This window comes from Allobosea sp. LjRoot90, from assembly GCF_964254315.1.
GTDB lineage: Bacteria > Pseudomonadota > Alphaproteobacteria > Rhizobiales > Beijerinckiaceae > Allobosea.
In genome coordinates this window covers 499,634-522,828 of the sequence record NZ_CAXUTF020000004.1, presented here as the reverse complement: position 1 = coordinate 522,828, position 23,195 = coordinate 499,634, and the positions used below count along the sequence as shown (strand labels likewise).

26 protein-coding genes are annotated in these 23,195 nt (G+C 66.5%); 14 read left to right on the top strand and 12 right to left on the bottom strand.

Annotated features, from left to right (window positions below):
* The first annotated feature begins 224 nt into the window (after positions 1-224).
* A complete protein-coding gene (locus ACSQ3M_RS17920) occupies positions 225-422 on the top strand; it encodes a hypothetical protein (protein ID WP_436151414.1) in 198 nt (65 codons plus the stop codon).
* A gap of 27 nt (positions 423-449) precedes the next feature.
* On the top strand, positions 450-1,346 hold the full coding sequence (locus ACSQ3M_RS17915) for a metallophosphoesterase (protein ID WP_436151413.1): 897 nt from the start codon (positions 450-452) through the stop codon (positions 1,344-1,346).
* 140 nt (positions 1,347-1,486) lie between these two features.
* On the opposite strand, the gene ACSQ3M_RS17910 is transcribed toward ACSQ3M_RS17915, so the two are convergent.
* Positions 1,487-2,083, bottom strand: a complete 597-nt coding sequence (locus ACSQ3M_RS17910; RefSeq protein WP_436151412.1) for a L,D-transpeptidase — start codon at positions 2,081-2,083, stop codon at positions 1,487-1,489.
* Between the two features lie 295 nt (positions 2,084-2,378).
* On the opposite strand from ACSQ3M_RS17910, the gene ACSQ3M_RS17905 reads away from it, so the two are divergent.
* Positions 2,379-3,308, top strand: a complete 930-nt coding sequence (locus tag ACSQ3M_RS17905; RefSeq protein ID WP_436151411.1) for a histone deacetylase family protein — start codon at positions 2,379-2,381, stop codon at positions 3,306-3,308.
* A 207-nt stretch (positions 3,309-3,515) separates the two neighbouring features.
* On the opposite strand, the gene ribB is transcribed toward ACSQ3M_RS17905, so the two are convergent.
* The 6 genes from ribB to ACSQ3M_RS17875 form a co-directional block, all read right to left on the bottom strand.
* On the bottom strand, positions 3,516-4,802 hold the full coding sequence (ribB, locus tag ACSQ3M_RS17900; RefSeq protein ID WP_436151410.1) for a 3,4-dihydroxy-2-butanone-4-phosphate synthase: 1,287 nt from the start codon (positions 4,800-4,802) through the stop codon (positions 3,516-3,518).
* A 69-nt stretch (positions 4,803-4,871) separates the two neighbouring features.
* Positions 4,872-5,333, bottom strand: coding sequence for a VOC family protein (locus tag ACSQ3M_RS17895; RefSeq protein ID WP_436151409.1), 462 nt, complete (start codon positions 5,331-5,333; stop codon positions 4,872-4,874).
* A gap of 5 nt (positions 5,334-5,338) precedes the next feature.
* Positions 5,339-6,457, bottom strand: a complete 1,119-nt coding sequence (gene aroC / locus ACSQ3M_RS17890) for a chorismate synthase (protein WP_436151408.1) — start codon at positions 6,455-6,457, stop codon at positions 5,339-5,341.
* Between the two features lie 74 nt (positions 6,458-6,531).
* A complete protein-coding gene (locus tag ACSQ3M_RS17885) occupies positions 6,532-6,927 on the bottom strand; it encodes a hypothetical protein (protein WP_436151407.1) in 396 nt (131 codons plus the stop codon).
* 70 nt (positions 6,928-6,997) lie between these two features.
* Entirely contained in the window at positions 6,998-11,008 is a 4,011-nt protein-coding gene (locus ACSQ3M_RS17880; RefSeq protein ID WP_436151406.1) for a Pls/PosA family non-ribosomal peptide synthetase, read from the bottom strand.
* Between the two features lie 218 nt (positions 11,009-11,226).
* Positions 11,227-11,823, bottom strand: coding sequence for a histidine phosphatase family protein (locus tag ACSQ3M_RS17875; protein ID WP_436151405.1), 597 nt, complete (start codon positions 11,821-11,823; stop codon positions 11,227-11,229).
* A 142-nt stretch (positions 11,824-11,965) separates the two neighbouring features.
* Between ACSQ3M_RS17875 and folP the strand changes: the two genes are divergently transcribed.
* From folP to ACSQ3M_RS17855, 4 genes are all read left to right on the top strand, one after another.
* Complete coding sequence (gene folP / locus ACSQ3M_RS17870; protein ID WP_436151404.1) at positions 11,966-12,799, top strand: dihydropteroate synthase; 834 nt, start codon at positions 11,966-11,968, stop codon at positions 12,797-12,799.
* On the top strand, positions 12,796-13,170 hold the full coding sequence (gene folB, locus ACSQ3M_RS17865; protein WP_436151403.1) for a dihydroneopterin aldolase: 375 nt from the start codon (positions 12,796-12,798) through the stop codon (positions 13,168-13,170). Before folP ends, folB begins: the two co-directional genes overlap by 4 nt.
* A complete protein-coding gene (gene folK, locus ACSQ3M_RS17860) occupies positions 13,160-13,675 on the top strand; it encodes a 2-amino-4-hydroxy-6-hydroxymethyldihydropteridine diphosphokinase (protein ID WP_436151402.1) in 516 nt (171 codons plus the stop codon). Before folB ends, folK begins: the two co-directional genes overlap by 11 nt.
* Before the next feature lie 108 nt (positions 13,676-13,783).
* On the top strand, positions 13,784-14,275 hold the full coding sequence (locus ACSQ3M_RS17855; protein WP_436151401.1) for a hypothetical protein: 492 nt from the start codon (positions 13,784-13,786) through the stop codon (positions 14,273-14,275).
* 175 nt (positions 14,276-14,450) lie between these two features.
* On the opposite strand, the gene fabI is transcribed toward ACSQ3M_RS17855, so the two are convergent.
* From fabI to ACSQ3M_RS17840, 3 genes are all read right to left on the bottom strand, one after another.
* A complete protein-coding gene (gene fabI / locus ACSQ3M_RS17850) occupies positions 14,451-15,290 on the bottom strand; it encodes an enoyl-ACP reductase FabI (RefSeq protein WP_436151400.1) in 840 nt (279 codons plus the stop codon).
* A 97-nt stretch (positions 15,291-15,387) separates the two neighbouring features.
* The gene (locus tag ACSQ3M_RS17845) at positions 15,388-16,308 is read right to left on the bottom strand and encodes a DnaJ C-terminal domain-containing protein (RefSeq protein ID WP_436151399.1); all 921 of its coding nucleotides are present in this window, start codon (positions 16,306-16,308) and stop codon (positions 15,388-15,390) included.
* 160 nt (positions 16,309-16,468) lie between these two features.
* A complete protein-coding gene (locus tag ACSQ3M_RS17840) occupies positions 16,469-16,909 on the bottom strand; it encodes an RT0821/Lpp0805 family surface protein (protein ID WP_436151398.1) in 441 nt (146 codons plus the stop codon).
* 161 nt (positions 16,910-17,070) lie between these two features.
* On the opposite strand from ACSQ3M_RS17840, the gene pdxH reads away from it, so the two are divergent.
* The 5 genes from pdxH to ACSQ3M_RS17815 all read left to right on the top strand — a co-directional run bounded on the left by pdxH (position 17,071) and on the right by ACSQ3M_RS17815 (position 20,065).
* Positions 17,071-17,673, top strand: coding sequence for a pyridoxamine 5'-phosphate oxidase (gene pdxH / locus ACSQ3M_RS17835; protein WP_436151397.1), 603 nt, complete (start codon positions 17,071-17,073; stop codon positions 17,671-17,673).
* Positions 17,674-17,744: 71 nt separating this feature from the next.
* Positions 17,745-18,467, top strand: coding sequence for an SDR family NAD(P)-dependent oxidoreductase (locus ACSQ3M_RS17830; protein WP_436151552.1), 723 nt, complete (start codon positions 17,745-17,747; stop codon positions 18,465-18,467).
* Entirely contained in the window at positions 18,464-18,958 is a 495-nt protein-coding gene (locus ACSQ3M_RS17825; RefSeq protein ID WP_436151396.1) for an NUDIX hydrolase, read from the top strand. The genes ACSQ3M_RS17830 and ACSQ3M_RS17825 overlap by 4 nt, the downstream gene beginning before the upstream one ends.
* A complete protein-coding gene (locus tag ACSQ3M_RS17820; protein WP_436151395.1) occupies positions 18,955-19,395 on the top strand; it encodes a TIGR02301 family protein in 441 nt (146 codons plus the stop codon). The genes ACSQ3M_RS17825 and ACSQ3M_RS17820 overlap by 4 nt, the downstream gene beginning before the upstream one ends.
* A gap of 400 nt (positions 19,396-19,795) precedes the next feature.
* Complete coding sequence (locus ACSQ3M_RS17815; protein ID WP_110492788.1) at positions 19,796-20,065, top strand: hypothetical protein; 270 nt, start codon at positions 19,796-19,798, stop codon at positions 20,063-20,065.
* Here the strand turns inward: ACSQ3M_RS17815 and ACSQ3M_RS17810 are convergent, their stop codons facing one another.
* Positions 20,066-20,413: a winged helix-turn-helix transcriptional regulator gene (locus ACSQ3M_RS17810; protein WP_436151394.1), complete on the bottom strand. Its 348-nt coding sequence runs from the start codon at positions 20,411-20,413 to the stop codon at positions 20,066-20,068.
* Positions 20,414-20,541: 128 nt separating this feature from the next.
* On the opposite strand from ACSQ3M_RS17810, the gene ACSQ3M_RS17805 reads away from it, so the two are divergent.
* Together ACSQ3M_RS17805 and ACSQ3M_RS17800 are read left to right on the top strand one after the other, a co-directional pair.
* Positions 20,542-21,441, top strand: a complete 900-nt coding sequence (locus ACSQ3M_RS17805; RefSeq protein WP_436151393.1) for an NAD(P)-dependent oxidoreductase — start codon at positions 20,542-20,544, stop codon at positions 21,439-21,441.
* 8 nt (positions 21,442-21,449) lie between these two features.
* Entirely contained in the window at positions 21,450-21,872 is a 423-nt protein-coding gene (locus ACSQ3M_RS17800; protein ID WP_436151392.1) for a GFA family protein, read from the top strand.
* Positions 21,873-21,883: 11 nt separating this feature from the next.
* Here the strand turns inward: ACSQ3M_RS17800 and ACSQ3M_RS17795 are convergent, their stop codons facing one another.
* Positions 21,884-23,158 (bottom strand): RNA polymerase sigma factor, encoded by a 1,275-nt coding sequence (locus ACSQ3M_RS17795; RefSeq protein ID WP_436151391.1) that lies wholly within the window; start codon positions 23,156-23,158, stop codon positions 21,884-21,886.
* Between the last annotated feature and the right edge of the window lie 37 nt (positions 23,159-23,195).

Sequence of the window (23,195 nt, the reverse complement as noted above, 5' to 3'; positions counted from 1 at the left end):
GGCCCTCATCCCTGCCCTTCTCCCACACGGGAGAAGGGTTCCCCGCGCCTCTATTTCCAGCTGTCTCCCGCGAAACTGTGCCAAAGCTGACCAAAGCCTCGGTGTGACGATGAAAACGTCACGAGAAATTCATGATGCCGCCGCCGGCCCGACCTGATCGGCAGCGACATTGACGGTGCTGGCGGCCAGGAACCGCCGGCCCGATGAACTGGAAACCGAGGATCATGTCGACGCATAAGCCGCGCCAACTCGCGCACCGCTCCGCCAGCTTCCATGATGCCAGCGCACGTGAGGCCTATGCATCGCGCTTCCGCCCGATCGCGATTCCTGCCATCCTGGCGGGAACCCGCTGGGCCCCGGCTGCGTTGACCTCGCAGCACAGGGACGTTCCGGCGCTCCTGCGCAATGGTTTCGAAGATTGATACGACGACCTCCTACTGAGACCCTCCATGCTTGACCGGCGCAGAGTTCTTCAAACTCTCGCCGGTCTTTTTCTGTCCAGTGTCGGGCTCGGCGGCTACGCCTTTGCCTGGGAGCCGACGCATCAGGGCGTAACCCGCTATAAGCTCAGGCCGACAGGCTGGCCGGAGGGCAAGCGGCTGCGGATCGCCGTGATCTCGGATCTGCATGTCGGCGGCTTGCACATGCCGGTCTCGCGCGTCCGCCAGATCGTCGAGCAGACCAACGCCCTGAAGCCTGATCTCACTTTGCTGCTCGGCGACTTCGTCGCCAGCCGCACCCGCCGCTCCGATGACCCTGCGCCTGCCGAATGGGCCGCCGAGCTCGCCAGACTCGAGGCGCCCGCCGGTCGTTTCGCCATTCTCGGCAATCATGACTGGTGGCAGGACGAACGCACCCAGCGGGAGCTTAGCGGGCCGACACAATCCGGGATCGCGCTGGAGCAGGTCGGCATTCCCGTCCTGGAAAACCGCGCGGTCAGGCTCGAGACGAGTGCCGGACCGCTCTGGATCGCTGGGCTCGGCGATCAGGAAGCCTTCGTCTTGCGGCGCAGGCCCCGCGGCCGCCCCTATGGCGTCGACGATCTTCCCGCCACGCTCGCCATGGTCACCGACGACGCGCCGTTGATCCTGATGGCACACGAGCCGGACATCTTCGCCGGAGTCCCGGCCCGCATCGGGCTGACCCTCTCGGGCCATACCCATGGCGGTCAGGTCAGGCTATTCGGCTGGTCGCCGATCGTGCCGTCACGCTACGGCAATCGCTACGCCTATGGTCATGTCGAGGAAAACGGCCGCGACCTGATCGTCTCGGCCGGGCTCGGCACCAGCAAACTGCCGATCCGGCTGGGCGCGCCGCCGGAAATCCTTCTGATCGAACTGGGTTGAAGGGCGACGCCTTAGATCACGATGATTTTGGATCGAACCGATCCAAAATCATAAACCGTGATCGATTCTAGGAGTTTAGAGCAGGATTTCTGCGAAAAACCGGTTCCCACTTTTTCGCATCCTGCTCTAGCGTCACCCGATCAACGAACGATGACTTTCCCGCCGACCGCAGCGCGGTTGTAGAGGTCGATCGCGTCGATATTGCGCATCCGGATGCAGCCGGACGAGGCCGAGCGGCCGATCGTCTCCGGCTCGTTGGTGCCGTGGATGCGGTAGAGCGTGTCCTTGCCGTTCTGGTAGAGGTAGAGGGCACGGGCGCCGAGCGGGTTCTCCGGCCCGCCCTCCATGCCGCCGGCGCGCGGCGCCAGATGCGGCCAGCGCGCGATCATCTCGGCGGGCGGCGTCCAGCGCGGCCACTCCGCCTTGCGCTGCATCACCGCCGTGCCGGTCCAGCCGAAGGCCTCGTCGCCGGTCGCGACGCCATAACGGATCGCCTTCTTATTGGGCAGGACGAAGTAGAGGAACTTCTCGGTGGTATCGACGATGATCGTACCGGGCTCTTCACCGGTCGGATCATTGATCTCGTAAGGCAGATGGGTGGTCTGCGTCTCGAAATTCGGGACGAGCGCCATGTATTCGGCATCACGTGCCGACAGCGACGGCGCATGGACCGTCTTGTACTGGCAGGCGCCGAGAAGCACCGACAGGCCGAGCACCGCAACGAAAGTCTGCTTCATGGTTTCCACCGCCGACGCCGAAACGACGCTCGTTATGATGAATGCATCGTTAAAAAACGGTGACCCGACAAGGCACGGCCCGGATCGAACGCAGACCGGTCTTACGGCTCAAATGATTCTGAGGCAATGAAGTTCCAGCCTTGCTCTGGCGTCTTGCTGCATTGCAGTGACAATATGGTCACGCTTAAAGCCTAGAGCCCAAAGTGAGAGACGGATTCGCCGATCAGGTTGATTCAATCTGTTCGCATCCGGCTCTAGACCATCCGGCTTGCTTCCCGACTTCGGAGACCTGCGTGTGACCACGCTTCTGATCAGCCATCCGTCCAGTCTCCGCCACGTCACGCCGTCCGGCCATCCCGAGCGCGCCGACCGGATTCGCGCCGTCGAGCAGGCCCTCGAAGAGGAGCGCTTCACCGCCTTGCAGCGCGTCGAGGCGCCAGAGGGCACGCTCGCGCAGGTCTTGCTCTGCCACCCCGCCGCCTACGCCGATGCGATCATTGCGGCTGCTCCGCAGGACGGGCTGGTGCAGATCGAGGCCGACACGATCATGTCGCCAGGCACGCTTCCTGCGGCCCTGCACGGCGTCGGCGGCGCCGTCCATGCCGTCGATGAGGTGATGACCCGGCGCGCGACCAATGCTTTCAGCGCGATGCGCCCGCCCGGCCACCATGCCGAAAGCGACAAGGCGATGGGCTTCTGCTTCTTCAACAACGCCGCCATCGCCGCGCGCCATGCGCAAGCAGCGCACGGCGCCGAGCGCGTCGCCATCGTCGACTGGGACGTCCATCACGGCAACGGCACGCAGGAGATCTTCTGGGGCGACGCCAGCGTGCTCTACGCCTCGATCCACGAGATGCCGCTTTATCCCGGCACCGGCGCTCCGTCCGAGCGCGGCGAGCATGGCACCATCGTCAACGCGCCGCTCAGGGCCGGCGACGGGACCGATGCCTTCCGCGACGCTTTCGAAAGCGCGGTCCTGCCACGACTCGAGGCCTTCCAGCCCGACCTCGTCATCATCTCCGCCGGCTTCGACGCGCATTGGCGCGACCCGCTCGCCAACATCAACCTCAAGGAGGCGGATTTCGCCTGGGCGACGCAGAAGCTGATGGAGATCGCCGACCGCCATGCCGGCGGCCGCCTCGTCTCGATCCTGGAAGGCGGCTACGATCTTGAGGGCCTGTCGAAATCGGCCGCGGCGCATGTCATCGCGCTGATGCGGGGGTGAACCCGATCTTCCGGCTCGCGAGGAATCGCGCCGTCTTTCCGGGGCTTCGCACAGCGAAGAGCCCGGAACCCAGAACCGATGCGGCCTTCAGAGAAGCAGGGACATCGCCGCCCTAACGATAAAGGACATCGGCTCTGGGTTCCGGGCTCAGGCCTGCGGCCCGCCCCGGAAAGACGGTAGTGCTTTTGCTGCCGATTCGTGCGGCACTCACTCCAGCGGCACCGTATCCGCGATCTCGATGCCGAAGCCGGAGAGCCCGACGAAGGCGCGGGTCGAGGACGCCAGGTTGACGATCGAGGCGACGCCGAGATCACGCAGGATCTGGGCGCCCAGGCCGACCTCGCGCCATTGCTGCGAGCGCAGCGCGTCCGAGCCCTCCTCGTCCTCGACGCTCTTGATCGGCACACCGGCCGAACCGTCGCGCAGATAGACCAGGACGCCTTTGCCTTCCTGCTGGAAGCGGCGCAGCGCGCACTGGATCGAGGAGGCGCCACCGAGCACGTCGGCGACGACATTGGCGCGGTGGAGCCGGGCCGGCACCTTCTCGCCGTCGCCGAGCTTGCCCATGACGAAGGCGAAGTGCTGCGTGTCGTCGAAAGGCGTGATGTAGACGTGGCCGGTCATCTCGCCGAACGCGGTCTTGACTGGGAACGAATGCACGCGCTCAACCAGCTTCTCGCGCGCCTGGCGATAGGCGATCAGATCGGCGACGGTGATCTGCTTGAGCCCGTGCTTCTGGGCGAACGCGGTGATCTGCGCGCCCTTCATCACCGTGCCGTCATCGTTGGCGAGCTCGCAGATGACGCCGACCGGCGGCAGGCTGGCGAGCTTGCAGAGATCGACGGCCGCCTCGGTATGGCCAGAGCGCATCAGCACGCCGCCATCCTTGGCGATCAGCGGGAAGACATGGCCCGGCCGGACGAAGTCGGCGGCGCCCATATTGCCGTTGGCGAGCGCCCGCACCGTGTTGGTGCGCTGCTCGGCCGAGATGCCGGTGGTCAGCCCGTGCTTGACGTCGACCGTGATGGTGAAGGCAGTGCCGAGCGGAGCATCATTGGACGAGACCATCGGATCGAGCCGCAGGCGGCGAGCCTCGGCCGCCGTCAGCGGCGCGCAGACGATGCCGCAGGTGTTGCGGATGATGAAGGCCATCTTCTCCTGCGTGCACAGCGAGGCGGCGACGATGAGATCGCCCTCGTTCTCGCGGTCATCGTCATCGGTGACGATAACGATCTCGCCACGCGCGAAGGCTTCGACGGTCTTGGCGACATTGCTGGCGATCATGGCGGCCTCGCGTGGGCTCTGCAGGCCCAGAAAGTCGTTGGGGGTGACGGCGCCGCCGGTTGCGGCAGTGATGCGCTCGGCGCTTTCGCGCGAGATCCAGGCGGACGGATCGTTGCAGAGCGCGGTGACGCTCGCCGGCGACAGATCGACCTGCCGCGCAAAGGCGCTGCGGCCGGTCTTGGTTTGCTGGAGCCAAGCGTCGAGCTTCATCAGGCGAAGCTAATACGCCTTCACTTCATTCGCAATGAAGGAGTCAGGATTTTTCAGTGATACTGAAAATCACGTCGCGAAGGCACGCCATTTGGAAAGCGGGACGCGGCCCATTTCAGGCTTTGGTTCATCTGGAAGTATCGCGATAAATTCGAGCGAGTGGCCATCAGGATCTTGGAAATAGACACTCGCCGCCGGCACCCAGGAAATGACCTCCGGCTCATCGAGCGGCGCGCCGCTGCCATCCGTCGGCATCAGGCCATGCGCCCGCAAAGCCGACACGGACGCCTCGACATCCGCAAGCGTCACGGAAAAGGCGATATGCAAGCGCATCGACATCGGCGCAGAGCCTATCGACCACAGACCCAGCATGGACGTATCGGGCTTGGGCACCCAGAAGAACGCGACATTGCGCTTCTGAATGATGCTCGCCAAGGGCAACCCAAGCACATCGCGATAGAAGGCGACGGAGCGGTCGAGATCGCTGACGGTCAAATGAGCTTCGTAGAGCGCCTTGATCGGAACGACCATCTCACTCACCCCCCGAACGGCCAGCGCGGCTCGACGACACCGACCTGGGCGCGATGGCGCAGATACTGGTCTGCGAGCACGCAGGCGACCATGGCTTCGCCGACCGGCACGGCGCGGATGCCGACGCAGGGGTCGTGGCGGCCCTTGGTGAACATCTCGGCCTCGCCGCCGGAGCGGGTCACGGTCGCGCGGGGCGAGAGGATCGACGAGGTCGGCTTCACGGCGAAGCGGGCCACGATCGGCTGGCCGGTCGAGATACCGCCCAGGACGCCACCGGCATGGTTGGAGAGGAAGAGCGGCCTGCCGTCATTGCCGGCGCGCATCTCGTCGGCGTTCTCCTCGCCGGAAAGTTCGGCCGCGGCGAAACCCTCGCCGATCTCGACGCCCTTGACCGCGTTGATGCTCATCAGCGCCGCGGCGATCTCGGCGTCGAGCTTGCCGTAGATCGGCGCGCCCAAGCCCGCCGGCACGCCTTCTGCCACGATCTCCAGCACCGCACCGATCGAGGAGCCGGATTTGCGGATGCCGTCGAGATAGTCGGCGAAGCGCTCGGCCGCCTTCGCATCGGGACAGAAGAACGGGTTGCGACCGATCTCGTCCCAGTCCCAGTTGTCGCGGTCGACCTTGTGCGGGCCCATCTGGACCAGCGCGCCGCGCACGACCATGCCCGGCACGACCTTGCGGGCGATGGCGCCGGCCGCGACCCGCATCGCCGTCTCGCGGGCCGAGGAGCGGCCGCCGCCGCGATAGTCGCGGATGCCGTATTTCACGTCATAGGTGAAATCGGCATGGCCGGGCCGGTACTTGTCCTTGATCTCGGAATAGTCCTTCGAGCGCTGGTCGACATTGTCGATCATCAGCCCGATCGAGGTGCCCGTCGTGACCTGCTCGCCGCTTGTCTCGTCAGCGAAGACGCCGGAGACGATGCGGACCGCGTCCGGCTCCTGGCGCTGCGTCGTGTAGCGCGACTGGCCCGGCCGGCGCCGGTCGAGCTCGCGCTGGATCTCGGCCTCGGTGAGCGGGATCAGCGGCGGGCAGCCATCGACGACGCAGCCGATCGCAGGCCCATGGCTCTCGCCGAAGGTGGTGACGCGGAAGAGATGGCCGAAAGTGTTGTGCGACATGATGCCCGACGCTGCTTTGCGTCAGGCTCTTAACCGCATTTCGGCGCAGGCGGAACCCATTCGCCCCCAGCCGCTCACTTCACGTCGACGATGAAATCCAGGCTGTTCGTCGCCCGACCGCCGCCATCATCGGTGATGTAATCGTATTTGATGGTGAAGCGGTCCTGCCCGCGGAAACCAGCGCTCGGCGAGTAGGTGGAGATCATCCGGTCGAGCAGCGCGCCGTCGCAGGGATGCCCCTTCTGCCTGATCGGAGTTTTGCCCAGGACAGTGGTCACGCGACCATTCGCAGGCGGGCTCGAGACTGATGGTTCAGGCGGCTCCGCACTGGTGCAGGCGCGGTCCGCGTACATCCCATACGCCGCCACAATAACCGGCGTATTCACCTTCGTCGTGAAGGTCGACGTGGAATTGCAGCCGCCCACCAAGGCAGCCGTCGCCGCAAGCGCGGCAAGAAGCTTGATCGTCATGGTATCCCCCAGCCCAAGATGGGCCGGGACACCTAATGCACCTAAGGGTTGCAGGGCAAGTGCGTTTCGGTCAGTGCCGCGCTGCGGCAGCCGGCACCGCCGGCGCGCCTTCCCAGCGCGTATTCGCCGGCAGGTTCTCGCCCTTCATGATCACAGTGAGCAGGCCGATCTGGGCGTAGTCGCCGACATGGGTGTCGTAGAGCACGGTCGCTCCGGCGCCGACGCAGACGCCCTTGCCGAGATGGACGCGGCCGACCTTCATCACCCGGTCCTCGTAGAGATGGGTCTGCAGGGCCGAATGGGCGTTGACGGTGCAGAAATCGCCGACCTTGATGCAATCGAACTCGGTAATATCGGTCGAATCCAGCCAGACGCCCTGGCCGTATTGCGCGCCGAACAGGCGCAGGAACCAGGGCAGGAACGGCGTGCCGCGCAGATAGTCGAACAGCACCTTGCCGCCGAGACCCCAATAGAGCACCGAGACGGCCTCCGTGCGCATCGCCCAGAACGACCACATCGGCTTCATCACCGGCTTGTAGACACCCATCAGCAGCCATTTCATCAGCGCGCAGATCAGCGCCTGGGTGATGGCGATGACGACGGCGCAGCCCATGAAGGCGAGGGCCAAGCCGGTCCAGTCGCGGTCGAAGATCTTTTGCTGCAGCACGAGGTCGACGGCGATGGTGCCGAAGGTGATGAACAGCATCGCCGGGAAGGAGGTGTGCAGCGCCTCGAAGCCGGCGCGCGCCAGCTTCTTGCCGAGCGAGGGCTTGTAGGTCCAGTCGGCGCCGAGGTCGACCTTCTGCCGCGTCGGCAGCTTGATCGGCGGCGAGCCGAACCAGGTATCGCCAGCGCTCATCAGTTCGTTCGCCGGCGGTTTCGACTTGATGCCGATCAGCACCCGGTCAGGAATGATCGCGCCCGGCGGCACAACCGCGTCATTGCCGACGAAGACCTGCTCGCCGGTGCGGGTCATGTCGAGGCGCATATAGCCGCGCCGCATATCCTCGTCGCCGAAGATCACCTCATCAGCGATGAAGTTGCCCGCGCCGATGCCGGTGATGTCGTAGCGCCCCGACAGGTTGGTCGAGATCTCGGCGCCGCTGCCGATGCGCGCACCCATCATCCGGTACCAGAAGCGCATGTAGATCGTCGCGAACAGCGACGACAGGGTCTCCAGCGTCACCTCGGTCGCCAGCGCCACCGTCCATTTGCGGGCGTAGAAGCCGGAATGGATCGAATATGAGCCGGAGGAGACACGCGGCAGGATCGCCCAGCGCAACGCCGCGATCAGGAAGACGGTGATGCTGATGAGGCCGATCGCCGTCGGCCAGGTCAGGATCGGCAGGTACCAGAGATAGCTGATGTCGGACCAGGTCGAGACCCAATCATCGATCTTGTCGAACAGCCAGAAGGCCGGGAAGATCGGCAGCAGGCTGATCGGCGGCAGGACGATCAGCATGACGATGTAGAACAGCGTCATCGCCGCCCGCCGCCGCCTGCTGGCCTCAGCCTGCGGCGGCAAGGCCTCGATATCGACCATGCCGGTCTTGCGCGCCGGGGAGCCGTCCCAGATTTCGGCCGTGCCGACCTCGGCCCCCGGCGCGATTGCGGTCAGGTCGCCGATCTCGGCGTGGTCGCCGACCTGGCAGCCATGGCCGAACACCACCGAGGAGCCGGCATAGACGTCCTTGCCGATCGTGATCCGGCCGATGATGAAATCGGCTCCGATCGCCTCGGCATTGGCGAAGGTGGTCTTCGATCCCAGCGTCGTTCCGTCGCCCAATTCGACGACGTCGATCGCACCGGCCTCGTAGTCGGAAATGATGACGTCGCGCCCGACCCTGGCGCCGAGCAGGCGCCAATAGAAGCGCATCACCGGCGTGCCCTGCAGCCATTTGATGTGCACGAGCCCGGCAACGCGCGAGGCGAACCACCAGCGGAAGTAATAGACGCCCCAGAGCGGATAGGTACCGGGCTTGGTCCGGCCGAGCACCAGCCATTTCAGGCCGATCGCGATGAAGCCGGTGATGATGGTGATCGCGACATAGATGCCGAGCAGCGCGAAGACCTGCGCCATCGCCGACAATTCCTCGCCGGAGAGCAGCATATAGCTGACGAAGATGCCGAGCCACTGCGCCGTCGACAGGCTGATGATGATCGGCAGCACGATCGCCTGCGCCAGCCCGCAGAGGAAGCGGCGCATGAGCGGCGGCGGCGTGAAGGAGAGATCCTCCTCGGCCCGCACGCCGCGCGCAGCGAGCAGCGCCGCCATCGCCCGCAAGGTGCGCGCGCCATAGACGTCCTGCAGGGTGATGCCGGCATAGGCCGGCGTCTCGCGCACGATCGAGATGAAGCGCGCCGCCAGCAGCGAATGGCCGCCGAGATCGATGAAGAAGTCCGCCTCCAGCGGCAGCGCCTGCGCGCCGAGCACGCGCTTGGCCGCATCGAGCAAGGCGGCCTCGGTCTCGTTGCGCGGCGGCTCCTGCTCGCCGCTCGCGGCCGGCGCCGTCAGGGGCGCCGCCTTCAGCATCTTGCGGTCGATCTTGCCGGAGACCATGCGCGGCAGCGAGCCGGTCGGCTCGAAATGCGCCGGGATCATGTAGGGCGGCAGCTTCTCGCGCAGCGAGGCGCGCAGCACCAAGCCTTCGATCTGCACGCCGGGCTCGCCGACCAGGAAGGCGACGAGCCGCTCGATGCCGTCATCGGTCCGCAGCACCACCGCCGCCTGGCTGATGCCGGCCTCGTCGGAGAGCGCCGTCTCGATCTCGCCAAGCTCGACGCGGAAGCCGCGGATCTTGACCTGGTCGTCGATGCGGCCGTGGAAGACGATGTTGCCGTCGCCATCGAGGCTGACGGCATCGCCGGAGCGGTAGAGGATCGGATCGTCCGAGCCGCCGAACGGATTGGCGATGAACTTCTCGGCCGTGAGCTCTGGGCGCAGATGGTAGCCCTTGGCGACGCCCGGCCCGCCGATCAGCAATTCGCCCTGCTGGCCGACGCCGGTCAGCTTCATTGCCTCGTCGACGATATAGGCGGTGTAGTTCGGGATCGGCTTGCCGATCGTCACCGTATCGCCCGGCTCGACCGGGGCGGCCGTCGCCACCACCGTTGCTTCCGTCGGCCCGTAGGTGTTGAAAATGCGCCGGCCCGGCTTCGACCATTTCTGCACGATCGAGGGCGGCAGCGCCTCGCCGCCGAGCAGGATCAGCGTCAGCGACGGCACGTCGGATGGCAGGATGCCGAGCAGGGTCGGCACCGTATCGATCACGGTGACGCCGGCCTCGGCGAGGATCGCCGGGAGCTTCTCGGCATCGCCCATCATCTGCGGCGTCGCGACGAACAGCGTCGCGCCGACGAGATAGGGCGTCCAGATTTCCTCCATCGACAGGTCGAAGGCGACCGAGGCGCCCTGGAAGACCACGTCGTCCGGGCCCATGCCGTAGAGCGCGTTCCCCGAGCGCAGGAAATGGCAGATGTTGCGCTGGCTGATGACGATCGCCTTGGGCGTACCCGTCGAGCCCGAGGTGTAGATCAGATAGGCGGGGTGATCCTGGGTCAGCCCCGGCGCGCGTGCAGGGAGTATCTGGCCATCGCTCGCGTCCACGAGCTGCTGCGGGCACCAGACGGTGCGGCCCGTGGTTGCGGCGCGCACCTTCCAGTCGGTCTGCGTCACCAACCCCTTGGCGCTGGCATCCTCGAGGCAGATGGCGATGCGCTCGACCGGCGCTTCCGCATCGAAGGGCAACCAGGCTGCGCCGGTGAGCGTGATCGCGATCTGCGCCACCAAAAGGTCGATGCCGCGCGGCATCCACAGGCCGACCATGTCGCCGGGCCCGACGCCCGCGAGCGCAAGGCCACGCGCCTGCGCCTGCGCCTCTGCCCAGACCTGCGCATAGCTCAGCCGGCGCTCGCCGGAAATCATTGCGATGTGATCGGGACGCGCGGCCACGCTCGCCGCGAAAATCTCGGCGAGCACCTCGTCGCGCAGCAGATCTGGCCGCTTTTCGCCCGCCAGCATCGCAAGCGCCGTCGCGCCTGAATCGGCAGTGCCGGCCGAAACTGTGGTGATGTCGTTCATCCTGCCCCGTCGAGGTCCGGACCAGTGCCCGGACCACTTTCACGCCGACCGGCCGTCTCCCCGTGACGACGCGCCCGTCAGTCCCCCGGCCGGACGCTCGCAGCCGCGCGAGCACTCACCAGCCGACTATACCATCGAAGATGTGGCTGAACCGGGCCTGAACGGCAAGCAAGAAGACGGGACGCGGTTAAGCATCGGCGGGCTTTTGCGCCCGGCTGTCACATCCACGTCGCCTTGTCGCCCTCGACCACCAGGATCTTGCCCTGCCAGATCTCGACGCGCGCCGCATCCACCGTGCCGACCGCGCCGATCAGGGCCAGCACCGCCCGCGCCACGCCGCCATGACTGACCATCACCGTGTCGGGCGCCAGCGTCTCGAGCACTGGCCGGATGCGCTCGGCCAGCATGCGATAGCTTTCGCCACCCGGCGGCACGAAGCCCCATTTGTCGCGCTCGCGCGCCTGGGCGAGCTCGCGCTCGTTCTTGCGGACCTCGCGCCAGGTGAAGCCTTCCCAGTCACCGAAGGTCAGCTCGCGCAGACGCTCGTCGATGCGGAACTCCTGCGGCGGCAAGTCGAGCTCGCGGCGCAGGATCGTCATCGTCTCGCGCGCCCGCTCCATCGGCGAGCAGAGATAGTCCACGGTGGCATAATCGGGGGTCAACGCCTTGAGCCGGCGCGCCGCCTCTTCGGCCTGCATGCGGCCGAGCGCATTGAGCGGGATGTCCTTTCCGCCCTGCAAACGGCCCTCGCGATTCCAGTCGGTTTCGCCGTGGCGAACGAGGAAGAGGCGGCCGGGAATCGTCAAGGCAGTCATGTCCCGCCTCATGCACGCTGGCGGCATCGACGTCAAAGCGACGAAAGCGCCGCAGTGGCCCCTCCCTGCCTTGTGAGCTTTGTGGTGGCCGCGCATCGATGCCCTGTGTAAGAGGCAGGCTCTCGCATCGCTCGATCGCCGCATGAACGCCACGCTCACACTGCCGGACGGCCGCAGGCTCAGCCTCGGCGCCAGGCCCCTGCTGATGGGCGTGGTCAACGTCACCCCGGATTCCTTTTCCGATGGCGGCCTCTTCGCCGACCCGGCGGTTGCGATCGCACATGGGCTGACTCTGGCGAGACAGGGCGCCGACATCGTCGATGTCGGTGGTGAATCGACAAGGCCCGACCACATCCGCCTCGAGGCGCAAAGCGAGCTCGCCCGGGTCATGCCCGTGATCGCCGGCATTGCCGCCAAGAGCGACGTTCCGATCTCGATCGACACCTACAAGGCCGAGGTCGCCGATGCGGCGCTGAAAGCCGGCGCTTCGATCGTCAACGATGTCTGGGGCGCCCAGCGCGATTCCGCCATCGCCGGCATCGCGGCCCGTCATGGCGCGCCGATCATCCTGATGCACAACCGCGAAGAGGTCGATCCCGGCCTCGACATCCTCGCCGACGTCATGCGCTTCCTCGAGCGCTCGATCGCGATCGCGGTTGAAGCCGGTGTGCCGCGCAGCCAGATCGTCGTCGATCCCGGCATCGGCCGCTTCGGCAAGACCGCGGAGCAATCGCTGTTGCTGATGAAAGAGCTCGGCCGCCTCGCCGAACTCGGTTGCCCGGTCCTGCTCGGCGCCTCGCGCAAATCGGTTCTCGGCCACGTCATCGGCAAGGCGATCCCCGCCGAACGCGTCGCCGCCAGCATCGCCGCGCATCTCTACGGTGTCACGCAAGGCGCCGCCATCATCCGCGCCCATGACGTCGATGAGCATGTCGACGCGCTGAAGATCTGGGCAGCGATCGGAGAAGCACGATGAGCGCGACGGGACAGATCTTCATCGAGGCGCTCGACCTCTACGCCTATCACGGCCATTTCGCCGAAGAGGGCCGGCTCGGCCAGCGCTTCTCGATGGATCTCGTCCTGGATTGCGACCTGCGTGCGTCCTCGCTCAGCGACAGTCTTGCCGACACGGTCGACTATGGCGAGGTCGTCGGCCTGGTCACGCGTACCTTCTCCGGCAAGCGCTTCAAGCTGCTGGAGGCGGCAGCACGCGCGCTGGCCGATTCCATCCTGGCGGAATACCCCGCCGTGACCAAGGTCGCGGTCACTTTGCGCAAGCCGGCTCCGCCCATTCCCGGACGGATGGAATCGGTCGGCATCAAGCTGGACTTCACGCGTGAGCGTTGAGGCGACGCTCGGCCTCGGCGGCAATCTCGGCGATCCGGTCGCGGCCTTTGCGGCGGCGCTGGCGCGGTTGCGCGATCACGCCGCCGTCGAGCTGAAGGGCATCTCCTCGGTCTGGCGCACCGCGCCCTGGGGCAAGCTCGACCAGCCGGAATTCCGCAACATGGCGGTGCTGATCGAGACCTCTTTGTCGGCCGATGATCTGCTCGCGCTCTGCCTGGCGATCGAGCGCGAGAGCGGCCGCGAACGGCGCGAACGCTGGGGGCCGCGCACCCTCGACATCGACATCCTGACCTATGGCGAAGAGACGATCGAGCGACCCGGCCTGCAGATACCGCATCCGCGCATCGCCGACCGGGCCTTCGTGCTGGCGCCGCTGGCCGAGATCGCGCCGGGCCTCGCGCTCGGTGGACGCAGCTTGCCCGAACTCCGCGACCGCCTGGCCGACCAGACGGTACGGCAGGACGACGAGGCGACGGAGCGTCTGCGGCTCCTGCAGGCTGATTAACTGTCCCCCCACGTTTCGGTGACGAGCGATTGCACCACTTCGGCAATCGGCGCACGAGGGGCTGCTGCAGGATAAAAATCGAGAACCTGCCTCAGGGGATACTGACAGATGACAATTGCTCGCCCATTCGCCGTGGCCATGGCCGCGTTGCTCATGATCGCGCCCGCTTTCGCGAAGAACTTCGCGGTCCCGACCAAGAACCCAGCCATCACCATCACCGTGCCCGATAACTGGAAGACCCAGGAAATCGAGTTCGGCTATTCCGCCCGCCCGCAGGATGAGTCGGTCTTCTTTTCTGTCGAGTTCGCCAGCGCCCGCAACATCGATAAGATGATGGCGACCAACGACGCCTGGATGAAGGAAAACAAGATCAAGAAGGTCGAGCCGATCAAGGCTGAAGCACCGCTCAACGGCATCTCGGCGACCATCTTCCAATATCGCACCACCGACGAGAACGGCCCGACCAAGGTCGATTTCATTCTGCTGCCGGCCGGTGAAAGCCGCGTCATCATGCTGACGGTCTGGGGCTCGGACGAAGAGCGCGAAGGCCATGGCAAGGAACTCGACGCCATCTTCGGAAGCATCAAGTCGATCAACTAACGACGCTTGAACCCGTCATCCAGGGCACGCGGAAGCGGCGTCGACCCAGGATGGCGGTGGCGCCGGAACGCTCGCCTGGCGCGATTCTTCAGGCGGCCCGGCCATTCTCGCGAATCCGCGGGCCGGCCAAACCGCTGCTCTGTCGAAAGTGGATCGAGCGCCGACGCGCCTGGCCTCACTCGCCCTTGTCGAGCGAGATATCCGGCGCGGTCGGCACCTTCATGCCGACGACATGGTAGCCGGCATCGACATGCATGATCTCGCCGGTGATGCCGCGCGACATGTCGGAGACCAGGAAGACCGCGGTCTCGCCGACCTCCTCGATGGTCACGGTGCGGCGCAGCGGCGAGTTGTACTCGTTCCAGCGCAGGATATAGCGGAAATCGCCGATGCCCGAGGCGGCCAGCGTCTTGATCGGCCCGGCCGAGATCGCGTTGACGCGGATCTTCGAGGGGCCGAGGTCGGCGGCGAGATACTGCACGCTCGATTCCAGCGCTGCCTTGGCGACGCCCATGACGTTGTAGTGCGGCATCCATTTCTCGGCGCCGTAATAGGTCAGCGTCAGCAGCGAGCCGCCATCCGGCATCAGCTTCTCGGCGCGCTGGGTGATCGCCGTGAAGGAATAGCAGGAGATCAGCAGCGACTTGGAGAAGTTCGCCTCGGTCGTATCGACATAGCGGCCGGTGAGCTCGTCCTTGTCGGAGAACGCGATGCAGTGGACGACGAAGTCGAGCTTGCCCCAGAGCTTCTCGATCTCGGCGAAGACCGCATCGATCGTCGCAGGGTCGGTGACGTCGCAATGGCCGACAACGTGGCCACCGAGCTGCTTTGCCAGCGGCTCGACCCGCTTCTTCAGCGCATCGCCCTGATAGGTGAAGGCCAGTTCGGCGCCGGCATCCGCCGCCGCTTTGGCGATGCCCCAGGCGATCGAGCGGTTGTTGGCGACACCCATGACGAGACCGCGCTTGCCCCGAAGAAGGTTGGCGGTCGGGGCGGCGCTGCTGGATTCAGGCATCTGAGACCTTCGAACTGGACGAACCGGCAAAAGAGAACCGGACGGTCTCATAACTGAGGCGGCGAAGCTGTGAAAGCTTCGTCTGCCGAAATCCTGTTCAGCCGGCCCGTGCTTTCATCAACGCGGTCAACTCGGCGTCCTCGGCAGGCATCTCGATGTCGATCGAAACGAACAGGTCGCCGCGCTCGCCCTTCTTCTCGCTCGGCAGCCCCTTGCCACGCAGGCGGAACTGGCGCGCCGTGCCGGTCAGCGGCGGCACATTCATCTCGACGGCGCCCCCGAGCGTCGGGACATGGATCGGCCCGCCCAGTACCGCTGTCGCCAGCGGGACCGCGACGCGCGCGCGCAGATTGCTGCCGTCGACGGTGAAGCGCGGATCGGGCCGGACCTTGATCGTCATCAGCACGTCGCCGGTCTCGCCGGTGAGCGGATGTGTCTGGCCGAGGCCGCGCAGGCGCATGACCTTGCCGTCGGCGACGCCTTCGGGGATCGTCACCTCGACCTCGCGCCCGCCGGGCAGCTTGACCCGGCGCATCGCGCCATTGACCGCTTCGGCCAGGTTGACCTCGAGCGTGAAGCTCTGCTCCGGCGGCTTTTGCGGCTGGCTCGCCCGGGCGCGTCCGCCGCGCCTGGCAGCGTCGCCGAAGAGCGAGCCGAAGATATCGGCCGGGTCGAAGCCCGGATCGGCGCCGCCGCGGCCGAAAGAGCCTCCGCCACCATTGGAATGGAACTCGAAGCCGCCCTGATGCGCGCCGCCGCGCCCGGCGCCCATCCCCTCGAAGCCGGAGAAGCGCGGCTTGCCCTCGGCGTCGATTTCGCCGCGGTCGAACTGCTTGCGCTTGTCCGTGTCCCCGAGGACCTCATAAGCGGTATTCAGCTCGGAGAAGCGCTCCTGCGCCTTCGGATCATTCTGGTTGCGGTCGGGATGCAGGTCCTTGGCGCGGCGGCGATACGCCTTCTTGATTTCGGCCTCATCAGCCGATTTCGCCACGCCCAGAACCTGATACGGATCACGCATTCAAAAACACCCCCGGAGGCTTCCTATCCCGGCGTACCGGAACCGCCTCCTAGATGGGAAGACTGTGGCGTCTTGGCAACAGGAAGCCTACTCAGAAATCGCCGCGAAACGCGCCACGGCGCGCCAGATGGCCGCCACAGTAAAGTTTCCAGGCGGGTTCTCAGGCCGTACCTTTCCACGACTTGGCGTCTTTCACCACCCATTCACCGCCGGAGGGCCGACAGGCAGTGCCCTGCAACTTAACCGGGCCGGTCTGCAGGCTCATCGAGGCCAGGAAGGCACGGCAAATTTCGTCCGATTTCAGGAACGGCCCGCCAACCGGGGTGAAGGTGCCCTTCATGCCGCTCTGGGCATTGTCCCAGGAGACCGGAGCGCCATTGCCTTGCGGATCGAGCGCCAGCGCCAGCGCGCCTTCGGCCCGGCGCCAGTCTTCGGGCCCGAGATCGGGTGCGAGATCGACGAGCAGGCTCTTGCCATCGCTGGCGCGGGCCGGCAGCACGGAGGCCGTCGTCATCGCGACCTCGTCCTCGGCCTTGCTCGACAGACCCATGATCGGGAACGAGATCGAGCAGCCGGCCGAGGCCAGCCCAAACAGGAGCACGCCGGCAAGCGATGCCCCGCGCGCAAGGGGACTGCGCTCACGCGGGCTCTGGCTCCCTCGCCTGCACGCTCTATATATGACTGCCAACTCAAATCGCATTACGGATCGCGCTCGCCCAACGCTTCCTGAACCTATCGAGGACTAAGCACGTGAATGCGTTAATGAGCGGTGACTTCACCGAAGCGAGCGAGCCTTTCGCCCTGTTCGAGAGCTGGCTGGAAGAGGCCAAGGCCTCCGAGCCGAACGACCCCAACGGCATGGCGCTCTCGACGGTCGACGCCGACGGCCTGCCCAATGTCCGCATGGTCCTGCTGAACGGCCGCAGCCCCGACGGCTTCGTCTTCTACACCAACACGCAAAGCCAGAAGGGCGAGGAACTCGACGGCCAGCCCAAGGCGGCCGCGCTGTTCCACTGGAAGAGTCTGCGCCGGCAGATCCGCATCCGCGGCCCGGTCAGCCGGGTCAGCGACGCCGAGGCGGACGCCTATTTCCAGTCGCGCCCGCGCGACAGCCGCATCGGCGCCTGGGCCTCGCAGCAGTCCCGGCCGCTCGAGAGCCGGTTCGCGCTCGAAAAGGCAGTGGCGAGCTATGCGCTGAAGTTCGGCATCGGCGAGGTGCCGCGCCCGCCGCACTGGACCGGTTTCCGCATCGCCCCGGTGTATATCGAGTTCTGGCGCGACGGCGCCTTCCGTCTGCATGACCGCATCGTCTTCCGCCGCGCCGCCCCGGGCGAGGCCTGGACGAAGGCGCGGCTCTACCCCTGAGGAAAGTCACAACGCCAATGGCCATGCCCACATTCGACTTTCCGAAAACGGAAGCCGGCAAGCGCCCGGTCATGCTGCTGACCGGCGCCAGCCGCGGCATCGGCCACGCCACGGTCATGCAGTTCGCCATGGCCGGCTGGCGCATCCTGTCCTGCTCGCGCCAGGCCTTCTCCGACAAATGCCCCTGGCCCTCCGGCGCCGACGACCATGTCCAGATCGATCTCGGCGACCCCGAGGACACGATGCGCGGCATCGCCGAGATCAAGAAGCGGCTCGCCGCCGAGGGCGGCAAGCTCAACGCGCTGGTCAACAATGCCGGTATCTCGCCGAAGGGGCCCAAGGGCGGACGGCTCGGCGCTGCGACGACCTCGTTCAACGACTGGCACCAGGTCTTCCAGGTCAATTTCTTCGCGCCGATCATGCTGGCGCGCGGCCTGCTCGACGAGCTGACCGCGGCGAAGGGCGCGATCGTCAACGTCACCTCGATCGCCGGCTCGCGCGTCCACCCCTTCGCCGGCGCCGCCTATGCGACCTCGAAGGCGGCGCTCGCCAGCCTCACCCGCGAGATGGCGGCCGATTTCGGGCCGCTCGGCATCCGGGTGAACTCGATCTCGCCCGGCGAGATCGACACCGCCATCCTCTCGCCCGGCACCGAGAAGATCGTCGCGACCCTGCCGCTCGGGCGGCTCGGCCGGACCGAGGAAGTGGCGAAGGCGATCCATTTCCTCTGCACCGACGCCTCGGCCTATGTCACCGGCGCCGAGCTTCACATCAATGGCGGGCAGCACGTGTGAGTGACGAGAGCGGCGGGCAAGACAGCGGGCAGGTCATCCGCTTCCCCAACCCTGCCCGTGCGGCAGCACGCCCGGTGCTCGCCGCCTCGATCGCCGTTTTCCGCGACGGCAAGGTCCTGCTGGCGACGCGGACCAAGCCGCCGGCCGACCAGCTCTGGTCGCTGCCCGGCGGCAAGGTCGAGGCCGGCGAGAGCCTGGAAGCGGCTGCGTTGCGCGAGCTCGAGGAAGAGGTCGGCGTCACCGCCCGCATCCTCGGCTTCAACCGCCATGTCGAGATCGTCGGCCGCGATCCGAAGGGGGCCGTCACCCACCATTTCGTCATCGCGTCCTATGTCGGGCAGTGGCTCTCGGGCGAGCCCCAGCCTGGCCCCGAGGCCGGCGCCGTGATGTGGGCCGATCCGCTCAAGCTCGGAGGCCTGCCGACAACGCGCGAGCTCGCAGACGTTCTGCGCCGCGCCGCCGCGATCGTCACGCGCGACGGCGGCGCATGACGAAGCGAGCGCTGGCAGCCCTGTTTCTGGCTGTGCTCGCCGCGAGCCCCGAACCACTGCTGGCGCAGGCACGGCGGCCGGCCCAGCCGCAGCAGCGGCCCGCTGAGCCACCTCCGGCAGAGCCCGAAGCACCGCCACCGCCCTATGAACCGCAATTGCTGAAGCTCGCCGAGATCATCGGTTCGCTCGCCTATCTGCGCACGCTCTGCGAGGCCCGCGAGGCGCAGGACTGGCGCGAGCGCATGGCCGCACTGCTCGAATCGGAAGGCCGCAGCCCGCAAAGGCGCGAGCGGCTGGCAAGCGCCTATAATCGCGGCTACCGCGCCTATTCGGCGACGCATCGCACCTGCAGCGACGGCAGCCAGGAAGCTTCCGCCCGCCTCGCCGTTGAGGGTGAAAAGCTGGCCAAGGCGCTTGCCAGCCGCTTCGGTGGCTAGAGCCGGATCCGATCAGGTTGTTTCAACCTGATCGGATCCGGCTCTCACTTTTAGTCAGAGACCGTTTTACCGATCAGCTTGCGGTGCAAGCCGATCGGAACGGGCTCTAGGGCCTCGGACCGAAAAGTGGCTGCCACTTTTCGGAACAATCCGAGGCTCAGGCAAAGGGATGGATCGCCATTTTGCGCCCGACAGGACGCACGGCGATCCAGTTTCGGCACTGGCTTGCGCCATTCTTAGGCAGAATTGTCCCCCGTGAATTAACCTTTCTTAAAGACCGTGATGGCGCCCGCCGGCTATGAACCGTATCCTTAGACTGCAAATCACTGGAACGGTCACGGCTTGCGCCCGCCCCGTTCCGTCCGACGGGCTCTTTTCGACGCCGGGTTCCGCTGCCTTCATGTCCGCTCTCTCAGACGACCTGCCACTCGATCCGACCCTCGCCGAGGACGTCAAGGACGCCCGTCACGTCGCCTATAGCTATGTCGAGGACGCCTTCGCCGAGGCGCGTCAGGACGGGCTCGATTCCGACGCGCTCGCCCATGCCGCCCTGTTCGCGGCGATGCGCACGCTGGTCGAGACCTATGGCGAGGAAGCGACTGCCGTTTTCGCCGAGGCCCTGCCCGAGAAGATCCGCAACGGCAGCTTCACCATCGGCACGCGGCACTGACTACTCGGCCGCAGCCGGAAGCGTGTTCCGCCCGGCATGGACGAGCCCCCATTCGGCCAGCACATGGGCCGCATCGTTGAGCGCCGTCCCCGCTGGCGTCAGTGAATATTCAACCCGCAACACCGCTTCCTCGAAGGCCTCCCGCCTGACGACACCGTCGCGCTCCATCTCGCGCAGCTGCTCGTAAAGCACCTTCTCGCTGATCCCAGGCAGACGTCGGCGCAATTCGCCGAAGCGCAGCGCCCGCTCGTGCAGCTCCCACAGGATCACCGACTTCCAGCGGCCGCCGATCACCGTCAGCGCCAAGCCGAGACCGCATTCGTCCGGCAAGTTGACCCTGATTGGCATAGCCCCCTCCGGTCGACCACTTACTTGCATGTAAGTAATTGAAATAAAAAACAAACCAACGAAATCTCCTGCAACACCCAACGCACGGGGCCGCGATCGAAGGCGCGCCTTCTATCGCATCTGCACGCATGCGCCTGTCAGGAGAGCAAACTGTGAAACCTACGATCACCGTCATCGGGCTCGGCCGCATGGGCTCGGCCCTTGCCCGTGCCTTCCTCGCCGCCGGCTTCGCCACGCATGTCTGGAATCGCTCGCCCGACAAGGCGGCGGCGCTCGCCGACCAGGGTGCGAGCGTCGCGCCGTCGGCAGCGGCGGCTGCCGCGGCAGCCGACATCGCCGTCGTCTGCGTCAGCACCTATGCCGATTCGGACAGGCTGCTTCGGTCGCCCGAGGTTGCGGCCGCCCTGCGCGGCAAGCTGATCGTCCAGCTCTCCTCCGGCTCGCCGAACCAGGCCCGCGAGCAGGCGCAATGGGCAGCCGGCAACAGCACCGCCTATCTCGACGGAGCGATCATGGCGACACCGAACTTCATCGGCGAGCCCGGCGGCACGATCCTCTATTCCGGACCGCAAGCGCTATTCGAGGCGAACCGTCCCGTCTTCGCGGCGCTCGGCGGCAACCCGCAATTCGTCGGTGAGGATGTCGGCCATGCCTCGGCTCTGGATCTCTCCTTGCTCGGGCAGATGTGGGGGGCGCTCTTCGGCCAGTTTCAGGCGGCAGCGATCTGCCAGGCCGAGGGCATCGCGCTCGACCTGTTCGAGGCGCATCGCCAGGCCTTCCTTCCCGTGGTCGAGGGCGCACTGGTCGACCTTGTCACCCGCATCCGCGACAAGCGCTTTGCCGGCGACGCGGCGACGCTTGCCTCGATCGATGTTCATTACGGCGCCTTCAGCCTGCTGCTGCAGCTCTGTAGCGAGCGCGGCCTGAACGATCTCGTCCCGAAGGCGCAGGACAGCCTGTTCCGCAAGGCGATCGCCGCCGGGCAGCGGCAAGACGACTTCGCCGCCATCGCACAGTTCACGCGCTGAGCGTGCGTGTGAGCTCGAACAACCAGCACGGGCCAGGCTTGCGGCGTACGGCGAGCTGCGGCTGCCAGCGCCTCAGGCTCACCGTTTCCGGCGAGCCGCGCCGCGTCTATCTCTGCGCCTGCAGCGAATGCCGTCGCGCCACCGGCTCGGCCTTCGCCTACCGCGCCATCTTCACTGAGAACGCGATCATCGCGATCGAGGGCGAGAGTTCCGTCTGGCGGCGTGGCAGCGATGCCGGCCGCTGGATCGAGCAGGTCTTCTGTCCCGGCTGTGGCGGCCTGGTCTTCATGCGGGCGGAAGCGATGCCTGGCGCGATCTCAATCTCGGTCGGCAGCTTCACCGATCCCGGCTTCCCGCCGCCGGCCGCGAGCCATAACCGGTCGCATCGGCCCGATTGGTATCGCCTCGCCGATACAGTCGCTGAAGATTAAGTTGCTCAGCTTCAGCCAGCCGCTTGCGCCTGCCGCGCCGTCTGCGCCCGGCTGAGCAGCAAGTCGCGCTCACGCCGGTTCCGGGTCATCTCGGCGGCGCGGGTGAACTCGGCCTCCGCCTCGCCATGGCGGCCGAGCTTGAGCAGGAAGTCGGCGCGCACGCTCGGCAGCAGATGGTAGTTCTTCAGCGCCGGAGCGCCGGCGAGCGCATCGACGAGCGCAAGCCCTGCCGCCGGCCCGTCCGCCATCGAGACCGCGACGGCGCGGTTGAGCTCGATCACCGGCGAGGGCGTCAGCGTACCCAAAGCGCCGTAGAGCGCCGCGATCCGGCGCCAGTCGGTCTCGTCGGCGGTGCGGGCACGGGCATGGCAGGCGGCGAGCTCGGCCTGCAGGACATAGGGGCTGGGCGTAGCGGAAAGCCCCCGGGCCGTCTCGAGCGCCCTGAGGCCATGGTTGATCAACAGGCGGTCCCAGCGGGCCCGGTTCTGGTCGAGCAGCAGCACCGGCGCGCCATCGGGGCCAATACGGGCGCGCAGGCGCGAGGCCTGCAACTCCATCAACGCGACGAGGCCGTGCACGTCCGGCTCCTGCGGCGCAAGCCCTGCGAGGATACGCCCGAGCCGCATCGCCTCCTGGCACAAGGCCGGGCGCACCCAGTCTTCGCCGCCGGTCGCGGCATAGCCCTCGTTGAAGATCAGGTAGACCACCTCGAGCACCGAGGCGAGCCGCTCGCCAAGCTCAGGCCCGTGCGGCACCTCATAGGGCACCTTGGCCTCGGCCAGCGCCTTCTTGGCCCGAACCAGGCGCTGGGCCATGGTCGGCTCCGGCACCAGGAAGGCGCGGGCGATCTCCTCGGTGGTGAGGCCGCCGATCAGCCGCAAGGTGAGCGCGAGCCGCGCCTCGACCGCGAGCACCGGATGGCAGGCGGTGAAGATCAGCCGCAGCAGGTCGTCGCCGAGCTCGTCGTCGAGCGCCTCCTCGATCACAGCGGTGGGATCGGCCTCCTCGTCGAGATCGCGGCCGATCTCGTCATGCTTGCGCTGCAGCATCTTGGCACGCCTGAGGCCATCGAGCGCACGGTGCTTGGCGGCCTGCATCAGCCAGGCGCCCGGGTTGCGCGGCACGCCCTCGCCTGGCCATTGCTGGAGCGCGGCGACGAGGGCGTCCTGCGCCAGCTCCTCGGCCCGGCCAACATCGCGGGTGACGCGGGCAAGGCCCGCGATCAGCCTGGGGGCCTCGATCCTGAAGACCGTCTCGATCGCGCGGTGTGCATCGCTTGCCGTCATCGGCTGCGATACACACCATCAGCGATCGTCTCTGGCA

Excerpts from the sequence above, each read along its gene's own strand:
- ACSQ3M_RS17845 (WP_436151399.1), bottom strand. The coding sequence starts at position 16,308 with ATGCGTGATCCGTATCAGGTTCTGGGCGTGGCGAAATCGGCTGATGAG.
- ACSQ3M_RS17810 (WP_436151394.1), bottom strand. The coding sequence starts at position 20,413 with ATGCCAATCAGGGTCAACTTGCCGGACGAATGCGGTCTCGGCTTGGCG.
- aroC (WP_436151408.1), bottom strand. The coding sequence starts at position 6,457 with ATGTCGCACAACACTTTCGGCCATCTCTTCCGCGTCACCACCTTCGGC.
- folB (WP_436151403.1), top strand. The coding sequence starts at position 12,796 with ATGAGCGCGACGGGACAGATCTTCATCGAGGCGCTCGACCTCTACGCC.
- ACSQ3M_RS17820 (WP_436151395.1), top strand. The coding sequence starts at position 18,955 with ATGACGAAGCGAGCGCTGGCAGCCCTGTTTCTGGCTGTGCTCGCCGCG.
- ACSQ3M_RS17805 (WP_436151393.1), top strand. The coding sequence starts at position 20,542 with ATGCGCCTGTCAGGAGAGCAAACTGTGAAACCTACGATCACCGTCATC.
- folP (WP_436151404.1), top strand. The coding sequence starts at position 11,966 with ATGAACGCCACGCTCACACTGCCGGACGGCCGCAGGCTCAGCCTCGGC.
- ACSQ3M_RS17880 (WP_436151406.1), bottom strand. The coding sequence starts at position 11,008 with ATGAACGACATCACCACAGTTTCGGCCGGCACTGCCGATTCAGGCGCG.
- fabI (WP_436151400.1), bottom strand. The coding sequence starts at position 15,290 with ATGCCTGAATCCAGCAGCGCCGCCCCGACCGCCAACCTTCTTCGGGGC.
- ACSQ3M_RS17815 (WP_110492788.1), top strand. The coding sequence starts at position 19,796 with ATGTCCGCTCTCTCAGACGACCTGCCACTCGATCCGACCCTCGCCGAG.
- ACSQ3M_RS17920 (WP_436151414.1), top strand. The coding sequence starts at position 225 with ATGTCGACGCATAAGCCGCGCCAACTCGCGCACCGCTCCGCCAGCTTC.
- ACSQ3M_RS17855 (WP_436151401.1), top strand. The coding sequence starts at position 13,784 with ATGACAATTGCTCGCCCATTCGCCGTGGCCATGGCCGCGTTGCTCATG.
- ACSQ3M_RS17885 (WP_436151407.1), bottom strand. The coding sequence starts at position 6,927 with ATGACGATCAAGCTTCTTGCCGCGCTTGCGGCGACGGCTGCCTTGGTG.
- ACSQ3M_RS17915 (WP_436151413.1), top strand. The coding sequence starts at position 450 with ATGCTTGACCGGCGCAGAGTTCTTCAAACTCTCGCCGGTCTTTTTCTG.
- ACSQ3M_RS17795 (WP_436151391.1), bottom strand. The coding sequence starts at position 23,158 with ATGACGGCAAGCGATGCACACCGCGCGATCGAGACGGTCTTCAGGATC.
- ACSQ3M_RS17875 (WP_436151405.1), bottom strand. The coding sequence starts at position 11,823 with ATGACTGCCTTGACGATTCCCGGCCGCCTCTTCCTCGTTCGCCACGGC.
- ribB (WP_436151410.1), bottom strand. The coding sequence starts at position 4,802 with ATGAAGCTCGACGCTTGGCTCCAGCAAACCAAGACCGGCCGCAGCGCC.
- pdxH (WP_436151397.1), top strand. The coding sequence starts at position 17,071 with ATGAGCGGTGACTTCACCGAAGCGAGCGAGCCTTTCGCCCTGTTCGAG.
- ACSQ3M_RS17830 (WP_436151552.1), top strand. The coding sequence starts at position 17,745 with ATGCTGCTGACCGGCGCCAGCCGCGGCATCGGCCACGCCACGGTCATG.
- ACSQ3M_RS17910 (WP_436151412.1), bottom strand. The coding sequence starts at position 2,083 with ATGAAGCAGACTTTCGTTGCGGTGCTCGGCCTGTCGGTGCTTCTCGGC.
- ACSQ3M_RS17895 (WP_436151409.1), bottom strand. The coding sequence starts at position 5,333 with ATGGTCGTTCCGATCAAGGCGCTCTACGAAGCTCATTTGACCGTCAGC.